Raw genomic sequence first — 16,220 nt, 5'->3', positions numbered from 1 at the left:
CTATGCATGCACAACGCACTGTGCGCGAGTCAGTTGGACTTATGTGTAACCCTGAGCGCGGAGCCTTGGGGTTAATCAATGTGCCTGCCCTCACGCTTCCATCAATAAATCCAGGCGCGTCGAGTCGATCACGTGGGTGCTTGAGCCTGCGATGTCCTTGGCGAAGTGTTTGGCTTGCGATGCCAGGTCGGCCAACTGGCTGGCGTCCAGCAGCGTGCAGCTTTCTTCATGCAGATGCACCACGCCAATCGACAATGACAGCAATGGAAACTCCTGGCGCTGCCCCTGACGATTGAGGGCGATGAAGCAGCCAGCTTCAAGGTGCTCGGCACGATAAAAGCGTCGGCACTGGTTCTGAAAGTCATCCAGCAGGTTTTTCAAGCGCCGCTCCCAGTCTTCGAAACCCAGCACCATCAAAAAGTCATCCCCGCCGATGTGCCCGACGAAGTCTCGGCTCGGGTCGATTCGGTCGCTCAGGCACTGTGCGAGGCATAGCAATACTTCGTCGCCACGAGCGTAACCATAGATGTCGTTGAAGGGCTTGAAGCTGTCGATGTCGACGTAGCAGATCATCGACTCGCGGCCCTGTTGTAACAGTCGGGTCAGGCACTGCTGGATCGGCACGTTGCCAGGCAGCAGGGTCAGCGGGTTGGCATAGCGCGCCTGCTGGATTTTCATCTCGGTAATCAGCTTCAGGACATCGATCACGCGTCCCAGCCCCAGATAGGCGCCGTTCAGGGTAATGATGAAGTCTTCTTCAATTCGCTGGCGGGCTCGGCTGGTCAGCAGGCGGCTGACTTGTTGCAGCGACTGGCTGACCTCCACGGCCAGAAAGTCATCGCTCATCAGGCGGCTGATCGGTTTGCGGGCAAACAGCTCGGTGCCGAACGGCTTGAGCAAGGCCTCGGACAGTGAATGCCGATGGACGATGCCGCACGGCCTGGCGCCATCGTCCAGCACTGCCAGCGAATTCAGATTGGCCTGTTTGCGAAAGGCCTCAAGGACTTCCGCGGTAGGTGTGGACTGGCTCACTGAAGGCTGTGGGTTGAGCAGGGCAGAAAGGTCTGCCACCTCCTCGTTCAAGGACGCGCTGGCAATTTCAACCTTCGGCAACATGGCGCGGGTGTCGCGGGGCGGACGTTCTTGCGGACGGGCCAGCAGGTAGCCCTGAACCAGATCGACACCCATGTCCTTCAGTGTCGCCAGCTCCTCTGGCAGCTCGATGCCTTCGGCGATCACGATCGCTCGTGAAGCCTTGGCCATCTGCAGCATGGAACCGACGAACTCGCGTTTCACGGCGTCCTGATGAATGCCGTCTATAAAGTGCCGGTCAATCTTCACGTAATCCGGGCGCAGCTCCGACCACAGACGCAGGCTGGAATAGCCGGCCCCGAGATCGTCGAGGGCAATCGAAAAGCCCATGTCGCGATAGTGGTGCAGTGCGTTGTAAAGCAGGTCGAAGTCGTCGGTCGGTGTTTGCTCGGTCAGTTCGATCACCACATCCTTCGGCGCGATCTGATAGCGGCGCAGCATTTCAAGCGTGCGACCCGGCGGGTGCGATGTTTCGAGCAACGATTCGGGTGAGACGTTGAGAAACAGTTTGCCAGGCAGTTTCTGCTGGCTGAAACGACGGCAAGCGCTGTCGCGGCAGCTTAATTCCAGTTCACTCAGGCGACCGGCGTGACGCGCAATGGCAAACAGATTGAGCGGGGAGTGCAATGCGCTGTTGGAGGGGCCGCGAGTCAATGCCTCATAACCCAGAATCCGGCGCTCGTTCAGCGAGACGATAGGCTGAAACAAGCTGTGCAAGTTACCACGAGCCAGAATGGAACTCAGCGCGCTCAACTGTTCAGTCACGGTCATGGTCGTCTCGAGGGGTGATAAAGGGTGGCGCAATAAAAAGGGCTGAACGCTTCCACGTTCAGCCCTGTATTTCACGACAGCTTCATGACTGTTTGATGACGTTGAAGCTAAATGGCCATCAATGAAGCCGTCTTATTTCTTTGCGACCGTTGCGCTCAGTCCCAGATAGTCGATCAGGATACGCCCGGTCTCTGCCAGGTAGGCGTCGTCCTCGGGTTTGGTCTTCTCGTCTTCTACCGGCAACGCGTCCTCGTCTTCTTTTTTCAGCTCTTTCAGCGGCTCTTCACCCTTGGCCTTGCGGCGAGTGTTTTCCAGAGCGAGCTGCTTGCTTTCAATAGACGCGTGTTCGGCACGGCGGTCAGCTTCATTGAGGCTGACGGTCTTCTCGTTCATCAGCTTCTTGGCCAGCGCGAGGCGATCTTCGATAAACACGAACTCGGCGTCTTTGGCCGAACGTGCCTCATGACGCGCCTGCAACTGTGCAAGGAACGGCTTGAACGGATCAATGGCCGGCTTGATCGCCGGTTTGATGCTGTCCCACGGCATGGCCTCAGGCAGCGCGCTCTCGCCGATTTCCTTAGTGTCGATCAACGACGGATAGGTGATGTCCGGCACGACGCCCTGATGCTGGGTGCTCTGCCCGGAAACCCGGTAGAACTTGGCCAAAGTCAGTTTCAGCTCGCCATGATTGAGCGGCTGAATGGTCTGCACGGTGCCTTTGCCGAAGGTCTGGCCACCGATCACCAATGCGCGGTGGTAGTCCTGCATGGCGCCGGCAAAAATCTCCGAAGCCGAAGCGGACAGGCGGTTGACCAGCAGTGCCATCGGGCCTTTGTAGAACGCGCCTTTGGCTTCATCTTCCAGCACGTCGACCTTGCCGTCTGCGTTACGCACCAGCACGGTCGGGCCTTTGTCGATGAACAGGCTGGTCAGCTCGGTCGCTTCCTGCAACGAACCACCACCGTTGTTGCGCAAATCCAGGACCACGCCGTCTACTTTCTCTGCCTGCAGTTCGGTGAGCAGTTTCTTCACGTCGCGGGTGGTGCTCTTGTATTCCGGATCGCCAGCACGGTAGGCCTTGAAGTCCAGATAGAAAGCAGGAATGTCGATGACGCCGAGCTTGTAGTCCTTGCCGTCCTGTTTCAGGTGCAGGATCGACTTCTTGGCTGCCTGTTCTTCAAGTTTCACCGCTTCACGGGTGATGGCGACGATCTTGCTAGTCTGGTCGTTCGGTGCATTGCTGGCCGGGATGATCTCCAGGCGTACCACGGAGCCTTTCGGACCACGGATCAGCTTGACCACCTCGTCCAGACGCCAGCCGATCACGTCGACCATTTCCTTGTCGCCCTGGGCCACGGCTACGATCTTGTCGGCCGGTGCAACCTGTTTGGTCTTGGCTGCCGGACCTGCCGGAACCAGACGCACGATCTTCACGTTGTCGTTATCGCTCTGCAACACGGCGCCGATGCCTTCCAGCGACAGGCTCATGTTGATGTCGAAGTTCTCCGCGCTGTCAGGGGACAGGTAGTTGGTGTGCGGGTCGTACGACATGGCAAACGTGTTGATATACGCTTGGAAGATATCTTCGGCGCGGGTCTGGTTCAGACGGGCCTGTTGATTCTTGTAGCGCTTGGTCAGGGTTTCCTGAATCTTCGCCGGGTCTTTGCCCGCGATTTTCAAACGCAGGACTTCGTCCTTGATGCGTTTGCGCCACAGTTCGTCGAGCTCGGCAGTGTCCTTGGCCCATGCGGCGTCCTTGCGGTCCACCAGCAGGGTTTCCTTGGTGTTGAAATCGAGCTTGTCGACGCCCTTGCTCAGCTCCGCCAGGGCGAAGTCCAGACGCGCCTTGATGCGGTCCAGATAACGCTTGTAGATGGTGAAACCGGGGTTCAGATCGCCGCTTTTGAGAAAGTCATCGAACTGGAACTGCCATTTGTCGAATTCGGCAATATCGCTGGCCATGAAATAGCTGCGCGAGGGGTCCAGTTGCTTGATGTAGCTCTGATAAATAATCGCCGAACGCTTGTCGTCCAGGGGCGGCTTGCTGTAATGATGCCGCTTGAGCAGCTCAACCACGTTGAGACTGGCAATCACTTCGTCGCGGTCTGGCTGAAGATTATCCCAGCTGTTGGCGGCAAAGGTACTGGCTGACATCGGCAAAACGCTAAGGCCGACTAACAGTGCGAGGGCTGTACCGGGAAATAGTTGCTTCATGCTGATTCGACGCGAGGACAATTGATAACGCATATTAGGCCGTCTGTGAGGTCGCCGGTTCCCTTGGACCCGGCCGCATAATGCAAAAGCCCGGGCAAACAGCCACGGGCTCAGTCTGGACTCACTATGGAGGCACTGTGAAGGCATTGCAAGGCGTTGAAGGTCATGTGGAATGGGTCGAGGAGTCAAGTCCGGCCCTTGATGTGGGACAAGTACGTATCAAAGTTGCTGCGGCGGGTTTGAATCGTGCCGATCTGTTACAGCGCGAAGGCAAGTATCCGCCGCCGCCTGGCGTTACCGCGACACTGGGGCTGGAGTGCTCCGGGGTGATCGCTGAAGTGGGGCCGGGAACGTCCTGGCTGGTCGGCGACCGTGTCTGCGCGCTCCTGGCGGGCGGGGCGATGGCCGAAGAAGTAGTGGTCGATGCACGCCATGTGTTGCCGGTGCCGGAAGGGCTGTCGCTGCACGAGGCGGCGGCCATTCCCGAGGTGTACGCCACAGCGTGGCTGAACCTGTTTCAACTGGCGGGTCTGAAGCCCGGTGAAAAAGTCTTGTTGCACGCGGGCGCAAGTGGGGTTGGTTCAGCCGGTATTCAGCTTTGCAAAGCGTTCGGCAACCCGGTCTGGGTCAGTGTCGGTTCGACCGAGCGTCTGGCCTATTGTGTCGAGCTGGGTGCGCAGGGCGGCGTGGTACGCAGCGAGAGTCTGGAGGGCCTGAACGATTTCGCTCCCTTCAACGTCATTCTCGATCCGGTAGGTGCCGGTTATGCCGAACTCAACGTCAAGCTGCTGGCGCTGGATGGCCGCTGGGTGCTGATCGGTGTCATGAGTGGGCGCGATGCCAAGCTGGATATGGCGCATGTACTGGGCAAGCGCATCCAGTTGATGGGCTCGACATTGCGCAGTCGCGATGAAACCTTCAAGGCTGATCTGATCCGCGATCTTGGCCAGCACGTCTGGCCGCTGTTCACCGAAGGCCGGCTCAAGCCGCAACTGGCGAAATCCTTCGCGATCAAGGATGCCGAAGCGGCGTTCGCAGAGCTGGCCACCAACAAGGTATCCGGCAAAATCGTGCTGGTCATCGACGAAAGCCTGGTCTGACGCGTCGGTGCTGCTGGCATCAACTCCAGCGATGCACCGGCCAGCCAGCTTGCTGAGCATGCTCCAGTAACACTGCATCAGGGTTGACCACATGTGGGTGGTCAACCTTGAGCAGCAGCGGCAGGTCATTGCGCGAATCCGAATAGAAACTCGCGCCCTCCAGGTTTTCCCCTTCGGCGTCCAGCCATTCCATCAGGCGGGTGATCTTGCCTTCCCGGTAGGTCAGCACGCCGACCGTGGCACCGCTGTACACGCCATGTTGCACGTCCAGTTCGATACCCAATACTTCGTCGACGCCCACGCGCGCGGCAATGGGCTTGACCAGGTGTACGCCTGACGCCGAGATGATCAGAATCCGGTCGCCCATGGCACGATGCTGCGCAATGCATTTGCAGGCGTCGCTGTAGATAATCGGCTCGATCACATCCTCGACCCACGGGCCGACCAGATGATCGATTTCTTCCGGTGTGCGGCCAGCCATGGGTTCCAGGCTGAAGGCCATGAACTCTTCCATCGCCAGTTTGCCCGCACTGTAGGCTTCCATCAGTTCATGGTTGCGTCGCATGAACGACTCGGAATCGACCCAGCCCAGGCGACCCATCTGCTCGCTCCACAAGGTGGCGCAGTCGCCGCCGATCAGGGTTTCGTCCAGGTCGAAAATTGCCAGGGGCATGTGTGCTTATCCTCAGTATTTGTTGAGTCGGTTTGTCAGCTTCGAGCCTCAAGCTGCAAGTGAAACCTAGGCGTCTGGTGCTGTCAGTTCAGAACACACAGCGCCGAAGGTTCTATGTTCAGCGTTACGCGTCGTCCATCCGGGTGCAGGTCTTCGGCGCTACGGTTCAGTACATCGACCACCAGTTCCACGCCGCGCGCCTGTATCCGGTAGCGGATCACGTTGCCGAGCAGACTGTGACTGCGTATTTCGCCTTCCAGTTCGCCGGTCAGGCTCAATTGGATTGATTCTGGGCGAATCGCGATGCGACTGGCGATCGGGCGTTGCATCAGGCGCGTGGCGTCGTCGGCTTCCAGCAGGTTGTAGTTGCCGATGAAGCCTGCGGCGAATACGTCCACTGGCGCGGTGTAAAGGGTTTCCGCGTCACCGCTTTGAACGATCCTGCCCTGATTCATCAAGAAGATACGGTCTGACATGGTCAGTGCTTCTTCCTGGTCATGGGTAACGAAAATGGTGGTCAGGCCCAGTTCGCGTTGAATGGCGCGGATCTGTTCGCGCAGGTGTTTGCGAATTCGCGCATCCAGTGCCGACAGTGGCTCATCAAGCAATAGCAGGCGCGGGCGCGTAACCAGCGAGCGGGCCAGTGCCACACGCTGGCACTGGCCACCGGACAACTGGTGCGGATAGCGTTTGGCGAAATCATGCAGCTCGACCATCTGCAGGATCTCGGCGACGCGCGTGTGGCTTTCATCGTCGTTGATTTTTTGCATGCGCAAGCCGAAGGCGACGTTCTGTTCCACGGTCATGTTGGGAAACAGCGCGTAGCTCTGGAACACCATGCCGATATGACGCTTTTGCGGGGTGAGCGGCACCAGATCATTGCCATCGAGCAGGATGCGCCCGCTGTTGACCGAAGTCAGACCGGCGATGCAGCGCAGCAGTGTGGACTTGCCGCAGCCGGACGGGCCCAGCAGGGTGACAAACTCACCTTTTTTGACGCTGCAATTGATGTCGCTGAACACGACCGTGCTGGCATAGCTTTTCTGCAGGTTTTCAATGCTGACAAAACTCATTTCAGTCTTTGTCCTTGTTCAGTCGATTGGCGGCCCATGTCAGCACCAGCACGAAAAGGAAGTAGGAAATCACCAGCGCGCTGTTGAAGTGACCGCTGCTGTTGCGCATGTTGTTCAGGTACACCTGCAGGGTTTCATAGCGGGTGCCGACCAGCAGATTGGCGAACACGAACTCGCCGAACAGAAAGGAGAACGACAGTAGCAGGGCGATCATCAGGCCCTTGCGCAGATTCGGCAGCACTACCAGAAAGGCTGCCTGCCAAGTGCTGGCGCCCAGTAGTTGTGCTGCGTCCATCAGGTCCGTCAGGTTGATCGCCTGCAGGTTGTTGGTGATCGCGCGGTACATGAAGGGCAGGGCGACGGTGAAATAGCAGCCGATCAGAATCCACGGTGTACCGACCATGGCCAGCGGCCCTGAGCCATACAGTTGCAACAGCCCCACCGACGACACCACGGGTGGCACGGCAAAGGGCAGCAGGATCAGGATGTTCATCAGCCCGTCGAGACGTGGGAAGTAGTAATGCACGACGAACAGCAGCGGCAGAATCAGCACCACCGACAGTATCAGTGCGCCGAAGCAGACCAGCAGTGATTGCCCGAACGCCGCGAGAAAGCGTGGATCGCTCCACAGCGCGATGTACCATTTGAAGGTCAGCCCGCTGGGCAGAATGGTCGCCGACCAACTGGTCGCAATCGAGTACAGAAAGGTGCCGGCCAGCGGCAGCAGAAGGATCAGGAACAGCAGGTAGACCACCGTCTTGTGGTAGACCCCGGCAGGCCCTTGTTCAGCGCGAGACATGGTAGCTCCTTTTCAACAGCCACTGATGGACCACCGTTACCAGGGTCATCAGCCCGACCAGAATCATCGCCAGGGCGCTGGCCATGTTCGGGTCCAGCGTGATGTCACCTGCGACCATCGCTGCGATGCGGATCGGCAGTACGTTGAAGTTGCCGGTGGTCAGGGCGTACACCGTGGCATAGGCCCCCAGCGCATTGGCCAGCAGAATCACGAAGGTGCCGAGGAGTGCCGGGGTCAGGACTGGCAGGCCGATGTAGCGCCAGAACTGATAACTGCTCGCCCCCAGCAACGCCGCCGACTCGTTCCAGTCCTCACGCACAGCATCGAACGCCGGGTAAAGCAGCAGCACGCCGAGTGGAATCTGGAAGTAGGTGTAGAGGATGATCAGCCCGTTCTTGGAATACAGGTTGAAGTCGTCAATGATCCCCGTCTGCTTGAGGATCAGCGTCAGTGCGCCGTTGAAGCCCAGCAGGATGATGAAGGCAAACGCCAGCGGAACGCCTGCGAAGTTGCTGGTCATGTTGGCAAATGAATTGACGAAATCGCGCAGCCGCGAATCCACTTTGCGCAGCGAGTAAGCGCCCAGAATCGATATCAGAATGCCGAACAGGCTCGACCAGAAGCTGATCTCGAGACTGTATTGAATCGCCTGACGATAGAACTTCGAACTGAATGCCCGGATGAAGTTTTCCAGGCCCCAACCGGCGTCGCTTTGCAGGCTGTTGATCGCTACCCAGAGCAGCGGTGCAATCTGAAACACGATGAAAAACAGTGTAAACGGCAAAAGGCACAGCAGGCCCAGCCATTTACCCCGGGATAGGCTGATCAATTGAGAAGCTCCTGACAGACCGGTTTGTCGTGAGGGATGCCGAGCAGTTCGCAGATCGTGCCGCACAATTCGGTCTGGCGCGGCGCTGCATCGACATTCAGGCTGAACGCATCACCGATGACGAACAGCGGCACTTCGCGCTCTTCCGCCAGCAGGCCGTTGTGTGAGCGGTCGTTGTTCATGCCGTGGTCGGCGGTCACCAGCACCTGGTAGCCCGCGTCCAGCCAGCGTTGCAGGTAGTCAGCCAGAATGATGTCGGCACTGCGGGCAGTATTGCGGTATTGCGCGGTGTCGAGGCCGTGCTTGTGCCCGGCGTCGTCGATATTCATGGGGTGGATCAGCAGAAAATTCGGTGCATGCCTGAGACGCAGGCTTTCAGCATCGGCGAACAGGTGTGAATCGGGGTAGTGATCAGCCCAGTAAAACAACCCGTGCTGAATAGGCAGGTCGGGTGCATCGGTGTGGCGATCGCGTGGCGCATCAAACGGTGTGCGGTTGTACAGCTCGCTGACCCAGTGATAAGCCGCCGCAGCCGTGCTCAGCCCTGCGTCGCGGGCATAGTGAAATACACTGCGCTGGCTGGACAGGCGTGAGATGTTGTTATGCACGATGCCGCTGTCGATGGGCGCGACACCGGTCATTATGCATTCGTATAAAGGACGCGACAGGGCGGGCAGTTCGCACTCCAGCTTGTAGAGCGCGGCCCGACCGGCAGCATGCCAGGCTTGCAGGTGGCCCATCGCGTGGCGGGCCACTTCGTAATTGAGGCCATCGAGTACGATCAGGATAACGTTGTGTTTCATGGGCGACTCGCTCGGGCGAAAGAGTGCGGGCGAGAGTGACTCGCCCGCTTCATACGACTCCATCCCTGAGTCGCAGTGGCGATCAGTTCATCTCGATGATGACTTGTTCTTGCCACTTCTGAGGCAGTGCTTTGGACGTCTTTTCCCAAGCTGCTGCGTCTTTGATCGGCGTTACGTTCTTGTACTGTTCGTGCGGCAGCAATTTGGCTTGTACGTCTTCAGGCAACTTGATGTGCTCGGCACGAATCGGGCGCGCATTGCCTTCTGCCAGCCTGATCTGACCCGCATCGCTGAAGGTGTACTCACGCGCCAGTTTGGCGGCGTTCGGGTGCTTGGCGTACTTGTTGATGATGGTGGTGTAGCCGGAAATCACCGTGCCATCCGACGGGATCAGTACCACGTAGTCATCCGGTTTGGCCATCTTGGCCTTGTAACCCAGACCGTTGAAGTCCCAGACCACACCGACTTCGATCTCGCCTTTTTCGATGGTCTGAATGGTCGGGTTGGCGAGCGACAGACGCTTTTGCTTGGCCAGATCGGTAAACAGTTGCAGGCCCGGTTCGATATTGGTTTCGTCGCCTTTCATGGCGATAGCGGCTGCCAGCACACCGTTGGCAGCCTGAGCCGCGGTGCTCACGTCGCCAATGGAAACCTTGTACTTGCCGGTTTTAAGGTCAGCCCAGGTTTTTGGTATTTCAGAACCGTGCAGCAGGTTCTTGTTGACGATGAAGGCGATAGTGCCGGTGTAGGCCAGCGCCCAGTGACCTTCCTTATCCTTGGCCCAGTCCGGGATCTGCTCCCAGGTGGTGGGCTTGTAAGGCTGGGTCACACCTTTGGCGACGGCAATCGGGCCGAACGCTGCACCGACGTCGCCGATGTCACCACTGGCGTTGTCTTTCTCTGCATCGAACTTGGCAATTTCCTGGGCCGAACTCATGTCGGTGTCCATGTGCTTGAGACCGTACTTGGTTTCCAGGTCTTTCCAGATACCGCCCCAGTTTGCCCAGTCATCCGGCATGCCAAGGCTGTTGACCGCGCCTTCGGCCTTGGCCGCAGCTTCCAGCGTTTTAAGATCCGTGTCCGCAGCCATGGCCAGGGAACTCATTGCCATGGCTGAACCGAGGAGTGATGCCAGCAAAAGATGTTTCATTCGGAGCTCCTGTGCACTTCTTTAGCAGAAGTGTTCATCGCGGATGGTTTGGTCTAGATCAGCAATACCTGAGCCAAGTTAGGCGTGTTGCATGACATTTTCGTGTCGGGGAGGGCGGAGAGTTCTGCTTTTTCCGTGGCCTGGCAGTGCTTCGGGCTAAGCGTAGACCATTGCAAAATGCCTGCCTGACAAGGGTTTCAGGGCTTTTTCAGCGCCGTCTGGCATGAATTGTGATTAGTCATGTCACAGGACGGTCATGTAGCCAGCCTAGGCTTGCAGCGAGGGAGTTCACAGTGGGCATGGCACTGATAGGTGCCCCGCAAGAGAGCTGGTCTAGTCCAGGCAGGTACAGGAATGCGCGAAGATGTGCCACGAGCGGTAACCACTATCTGCAAGGCTTTGCAGGAACAGATAGAACATGGCCTGTTGCCGCACGGCAGCAAACTGCCTGCCGAACGCAAGCTCAGTGAAGTGTTCGGCACCACCCGCATTACCCTGCGTGAAGCCCTCCTGCAACTGGAGGCTCAGGGGCTGATTTATCGTGAGGAGCGGCGTGGCTGGTTCATCTCGCCGCCGCGGCTGGCCTACGACCTGATTCGGCGCAGTCATTTTCATGCGATGGTCTGCGCGCAGGGAAGAGTGGCTCACACTCAGCTGCTTTCGGCTCGTCTGCAACCGGCTTCGGCGATGATCTGCGAAATGCTGGAGCTGCCAGCGCTGTCGAGCGTGATCCAGATCTGTCGTGCGCGGCGTATCGATCAGCGTCTGGTGCTGTACGTCGAGCACTACCTGAGGCCGGAAGTGTTCCCCGGCATTCTCGAACATGATCTGAACGAGTCGCTTACCGAGCTCTATGCACGGTGTTATGACCTTCACTACGGTCAGGTGCGCTTCGACATGGTCCCCACTGCGCTGCACGCCGAGGCAGCCGCTGCTCTTAAGGTTTCCCTCGGCAGCCCAGGGCTGCGCATTGCGCGCGTCAATTACGACCGCAAAGACCGGCTGATTGACTGCGATCTGGAGTACTGGCGCCACGATGCGATTCATGTGCGCGCCGAGGTGCATGGCGACTGAGTGCTCGTACTGCAAACTCTCTTGCCAAGCGTGGCCCGCACGGTCGTTAGTTGCTTGTTTTTTATAAGTAAATACTCATTCCGGTCATCTAAGGTGCGCGAAGTCTACAGCCGGCTTAATAGGATTTGTGTAATGCATGCGTTTAATTAACAAAAAAAATTAATGGAAATTCTTCTATTGACTTTTATGGGGTGGGCGTAGATTAGTTCGATTTTGCCATGATATTTTCCAGAGTAATCATTCTAATTTAGTGTAAAAAATATACGGAAAAATTAATATTAATTAATATTTGCTAGTTCGTTGTGTTAGCTTTTTAGTACGGAAGGATGTGCACTGGTTAGTTGGTTTATTTCCTGTGCGTCGTTCCGCTGTGGCGTAAAGGCTGACACGGCAGTTGTCCTGTAAAGCAATGCTCAATGAGTGCAGCTGCTTTTATTTAAAGGAACTATGAGGATGCTGTAATGAACCTAGACAAGGCGTTGGTGCTGCGGACCTGTGCAAATAACATGGCCGATCATTGCGGCCTTATATGGCCCGCTTCCGGGACGGTTGAATCCAAATACTGGCAGTCAACCCGGCGGCACGAGAATGGTCTGGTCGGTCTACTGTGGGGCGCTGGAAGCAGCGCTTTTCTAAGTGTGCATGCTGACGCTCGATGGATTGTCTGTGAAGTCGCTGTTGCAGACCTCATTGCTCTGGAAGAGCCGGGAATGGTCAAGTTTCCGCGAGCCGAAGTGGTTCATGTCGGTGACAGGATCAGCGCGTCACACTTCATTTCGGCACGTCAGGCCGACTATGTATCCACGCCACCGACGTCATCATCAACGCCAACGCCAACGTTGACGCCGACACCAACGCCAACTCTGACGCCAACACCAGCAAGCTTCGCGGTATCTGCGGCCGAACAGCCCAGTCATGAAGTGTTCGATGTGGCGTTGGTCAGCGCGGCTGCCCCTTCAGCAAGCAACCTGCCAGTGACGACGCCGCAGACGTTGCAGACCGCCACTTACGGCGGCACGTTGAGTGGCGACAATCACAGTCGGCTCATTGCCGGTTATGGCAGTTCCGAAACTGCTGGCAATCACAGTGATCTGATTGCCGGTTACGGAAGTACAGGAACCGCCGGCTCCGACAGCTCGCTGGTAGCAGGCTATGGAAGCACTCAGACTGCTGGAGGGGACAGCGCGCTGACGGCGGGTTACGGCAGCACCCAGACCGCTCGCGAAGGCAGCAACCTGACGGCGGGCTACGGCAGCACCGGCACGGCAGGTTCGGACAGCTCGCTGATCGCCGGTTACGGCAGTACACAAACCTCAGGCGGGGACAGCTCGCTGACGGCGGGTTACGGCAGTACACAAACAGCTCAGGAAGGCAGCAACCTGACGGCGGGCTATGGCAGCACCGGCACGGCGGGTTCGGACAGCTCCTTGATCGCCGGTTACGGCAGTACTCAGACTTCCGGAGAAGACAGCTCGCTCACGGCGGGTTACGGCAGCACCCAGACTGCTCAGGAAGGCAGCAACCTGACGGCGGGCTATGGCAGCACAGGAACGGCCGGCTCCGACAGTTCGTTGATCGCCGGTTACGGCAGTACGCAAACCTCGGGTGGAGACAGCTCGCTCACCGCTGGTTACGGCAGCACGCAGACTGCTCAAGAGGGAAGTAACCTGACTTCCGGCTATGGCAGTACCGGGACAGCAGGTTCCGACAGCTCGCTGATCGCTGGCTACGGCAGCACGCAAACCTCGGGCAGTGACAGCGCCCTTACCGCAGGCTACGGCAGCACCCAGACTGCTCAGGAAGGCAGCAACCTGACGGCGGGCTATGGCAGCACAGGAACGGCCGGCTCCGACAGCTCGTTGATCGCCGGTTACGGCAGCACGCAAACCTCGGGTGGAGACAGCTCACTCACCGCTGGTTACGGCAGCACGCAGACTGCTCAAGAGGGAAGTAACCTGACTTCCGGCTATGGCAGTACCGGGACAGCAGGTTCCGACAGCTCGCTGATCGCCGGTTACGGCAGCACGCAAACCTCGGGTGGAGACAGCTCACTCACCGCTGGTTACGGCAGCACGCAGACTGCTCAAGAGGGAAGTAACCTGACTTCCGGCTATGGCAGTACCGGGACAGCAGGTTCCGACAGCTCGCTGATCGCCGGTTACGGCAGCACGCAAACCTCGGGCAGTGACAGTTCGCTCACGGCAGGCTATGGCAGCACACAAACGGCTCAGCAAGGCAGCAATCTGACGGCGGGCTATGGCAGTACCGGAACAGCCGGGACCGACAGCTCGCTCATCGCCGGTTACGGCAGCACACAAACCTCAGGGGGCGATAGTGCTCTGACGGCAGGCTACGGCAGCACCCAGACCGCTCAAGAGGGCAGCAATCTGACGGCGGGCTACGGCAGTACCGGCACGGCAGGCGCTGACAGCTCGTTGATCGCCGGTTACGGCAGCACGCAGACTTCCGGCAGCGACAGCTCACTGACCGCAGGCTATGGCAGTACCCAGACTGCCCGTGAAGGCAGCACCCTGACGGCCGGGTATGGAAGTACGGGAACTGCGGGCGCTGAAAGCTCGCTGATCGCTGGTTACGGAAGCACGCAGACCTCGGGCAGTGAAAGCTCGCTTACTGCAGGTTATGGCAGTACCCAGACCGCACAGCAGGGTAGCGTACTCACGTCAGGCTACGGCAGTACGCAAACGGCCGGGGCTGCCAGTAACCTCACTACCGGCTATGGAAGTACAGGCACTGCGGGTCATGAGAGCTTCATCATCGCGGGGTACGGGAGTACACAGACAGCGGGCCACAAAAGCATCCTGACCGCTGGCTATGGGAGTACTCAGACGGCCAGGGATGGCAGCGACCTGATTGCGGGTTATGGCAGTACTGCAACCGCAGGCTCAAGCAGTTCGCTGATCGCAGGTTATGGCAGCACCCAGACCGCGAGCTACAAAAGCATGCTGACCGCCGGTTATGGCAGTACACAGACGGCCCGAGAACACAGTGACCTTGTTACAGGTTATGGCAGCACTTCAACGGCAGGGTCAAACAGTTCGCTGATCGCCGGATATGGCAGCACCCAAACGGCAGGTTTCAAAAGCATACTCACTGCCGGTTATGGCAGTACACAGACGGCACAGGAGCGCAGTGACCTGGTTGCAGGCTATGGAAGCACATCGACTGCGGGTTACTCCAGTTCCTTGATCGCCGGCTATGGCAGTACGCAGACGGCGGGTTACGGGAGCACGTTGACGACCGGTTATGGCAGTACGCAAACCGCGCAGGAAAACAGTTCGCTCACCACCGGTTACGGAAGTACCTCCACCGCGGGTTATTCCAGCTCGCTGATCGCGGGTTACGGCAGTACACAGACAGCAGGCTACGAGAGCACGTTGACCGCTGGCTACGGCAGTACGCAAACCGCGCAGGAGCGCAGTGACCTGGTGACAGGTTATGGAAGCACCTCTACCGCCGGCTATGCGAGTTCGTTGATTGCGGGTTATGGCAGCACACAGACGGCAGGTTACGAGAGCACCTTGACCGCCGGTTACGGCAGTACGCAAACCGCACAGGAAAACAGCTCGCTCACCACCGGCTATGGAAGCACTTCGACCGCCGGCTTTGCCAGCTCGCTGATCGCGGGTTATGGCAGTACGCAGACAGCAGGCTATAAAAGTACCCTCACGGCCGGCTACGGCAGTACTCAGACCGCAGAGTACGGAAGCTCACTCACTGCGGGCTACGGCAGCACTGCAACGGCCGGGCAAGACAGCTCATTGATCGCCGGCTATGGCAGCTCCCTGACCAGTGGAATCAGAAGTTTCCTGACGGCAGGTTATGGCAGTACGCTGATCGCAGGACTTCGCAGTGTTTTGATCGCCGGTTATGGCAGTAGCCTTACATCGGGCATTCGCAGCACATTGACTGCGGGTTACGGCAGTAACCAGATTGCAAGTTATGGCAGCTCGTTGATTGCAGGCCATGAAAGCATTCAGGTCGCCGGAAATAAAAGCATGCTGATCGCCGGCAAGGGCAGCTCGCAGACAGCAGGTTTTCGCAGCACGCTGATTGCCGGTGCGGGTAGCGTACAGCTGGCAGGTGATCGCAGCAGGTTGATTGCCGGTGCAGACAGTAATCAGACGGCGGGTGACCGCAGCAAACTACTGGCCGGTAATAACAGTTATCTGACCGCCGGCGATAGAAGCAAGCTGACCGGTGGGCATGACTGCACCCTGATGGCGGGAGACGAAAGCAGATTGACCGCTGGAAAGAACAGTATCTTGACGGCAGGCGCTCGTAGCAAACTTATTGGCAGTGAAGGCTCGACGCTCTCGGCTGGAGAAGACTCAACGCTGATTTTCAGACGCTGGGACGGGAAGAGGTACAGGCAACTGGTTGCCAAAACGGGGGAGAACGGTGTTGACGCCGACATACCGTATTACGTGAACGAAGATGACGATATTGTCGATAAATCCGACGAGGACGACGACTGGATCGAGGTCGAATAGCCAGCTTTATGTGGGCATTCCACTACTGAATCATCGACAGGGTCCGTCGATGGGGTTCGGGACATGAAGTCCCTTTATAAACGAATAACTATTTATTGCACGCTGGTGGCTCGGGATGCCACAGACCACAG

11 protein-coding genes are annotated in these 16,220 nt (G+C 58.1%); 3 read left to right on the top strand and 8 right to left on the bottom strand.

The features are described from left to right. Positions 1–90 precede the first annotated feature (90 nt). A complete protein-coding gene (locus N018_RS17845) occupies positions 91–1,863 on the bottom strand; it encodes a GGDEF domain-containing protein (RefSeq protein WP_025390378.1) in 1,773 nt (590 codons plus the stop codon). 132 nt (positions 1,864–1,995) lie between these two features. Then, positions 1,996–4,077 carry a carboxy terminal-processing peptidase gene (locus tag N018_RS17840; RefSeq protein ID WP_195757149.1) on the bottom strand — a complete coding sequence of 694 codons (2,082 nt, stop codon included), beginning with the start codon at positions 4,075–4,077 and terminating at the stop codon, positions 1,996–1,998. 137 nt (positions 4,078–4,214) lie between these two features. Here N018_RS17840 and N018_RS17835 point away from each other — a divergent pair, with 137 nt between their 5' ends. Next, a complete protein-coding gene (locus N018_RS17835) occupies positions 4,215–5,177 on the top strand; it encodes an NAD(P)H-quinone oxidoreductase (RefSeq protein ID WP_025390376.1) in 963 nt (320 codons plus the stop codon). Positions 5,178–5,196: 19 nt separating this feature from the next. Here the strand turns inward: N018_RS17835 and N018_RS17830 are convergent, their stop codons facing one another. From N018_RS17830 to N018_RS17805, 6 genes are all read right to left on the bottom strand, one after another. Then, positions 5,197–5,850 (bottom strand): HAD family hydrolase, encoded by a 654-nt coding sequence (locus N018_RS17830; protein WP_025390375.1) that lies wholly within the window; start codon positions 5,848–5,850, stop codon positions 5,197–5,199. An 83-nt stretch (positions 5,851–5,933) separates the two neighbouring features. Beyond that, positions 5,934–6,923 (bottom strand): ABC transporter ATP-binding protein, encoded by a 990-nt coding sequence (locus N018_RS17825; protein WP_025390374.1) that lies wholly within the window; start codon positions 6,921–6,923, stop codon positions 5,934–5,936. Between the two features lies 1 nt (position 6,924). Next, positions 6,925–7,722 (bottom strand): ABC transporter permease, encoded by a 798-nt coding sequence (locus N018_RS17820; protein WP_024647693.1) that lies wholly within the window; start codon positions 7,720–7,722, stop codon positions 6,925–6,927. After that, positions 7,709–8,551, bottom strand: coding sequence for an ABC transporter permease (locus N018_RS17815; RefSeq protein ID WP_025390373.1), 843 nt, complete (start codon positions 8,549–8,551; stop codon positions 7,709–7,711). The genes N018_RS17820 and N018_RS17815 overlap by 14 nt, the downstream gene beginning before the upstream one ends. After that, positions 8,548–9,354 (bottom strand): alkaline phosphatase family protein, encoded by an 807-nt coding sequence (locus N018_RS17810; RefSeq protein WP_024647695.1) that lies wholly within the window; start codon positions 9,352–9,354, stop codon positions 8,548–8,550. The genes N018_RS17815 and N018_RS17810 overlap by 4 nt, the downstream gene beginning before the upstream one ends. An 82-nt stretch (positions 9,355–9,436) precedes the next feature. Further along, positions 9,437–10,504, bottom strand: a complete 1,068-nt coding sequence (locus tag N018_RS17805) for an ABC transporter substrate-binding protein (RefSeq protein WP_024647696.1) — start codon at positions 10,502–10,504, stop codon at positions 9,437–9,439. A gap of 354 nt (positions 10,505–10,858) precedes the next feature. On the opposite strand from N018_RS17805, the gene N018_RS17800 reads away from it, so the two are divergent. Together N018_RS17800 and N018_RS17795 are read left to right on the top strand one after the other, a co-directional pair. Beyond that, the gene (locus N018_RS17800) at positions 10,859–11,578 is read left to right on the top strand and encodes a UTRA domain-containing protein (protein ID WP_024647697.1); all 720 of its coding nucleotides are present in this window, start codon (positions 10,859–10,861) and stop codon (positions 11,576–11,578) included. Positions 11,579–12,039: 461 nt separating this feature from the next. Beyond that, entirely contained in the window at positions 12,040–16,089 is a 4,050-nt protein-coding gene (locus N018_RS17795) for an Ice nucleation protein (RefSeq protein WP_025390372.1), read from the top strand. Positions 16,090–16,220 lie beyond the last annotated feature (131 nt).

Origin of the sequence: Pseudomonas syringae CC1557 (assembly GCF_000452705.1) — a bacterium.
Classification (GTDB): domain Bacteria; phylum Pseudomonadota; class Gammaproteobacteria; order Pseudomonadales; family Pseudomonadaceae; genus Aquipseudomonas; species Aquipseudomonas syringae_F.
This window is presented reverse-complemented; position numbering and strand designations above follow the sequence as displayed.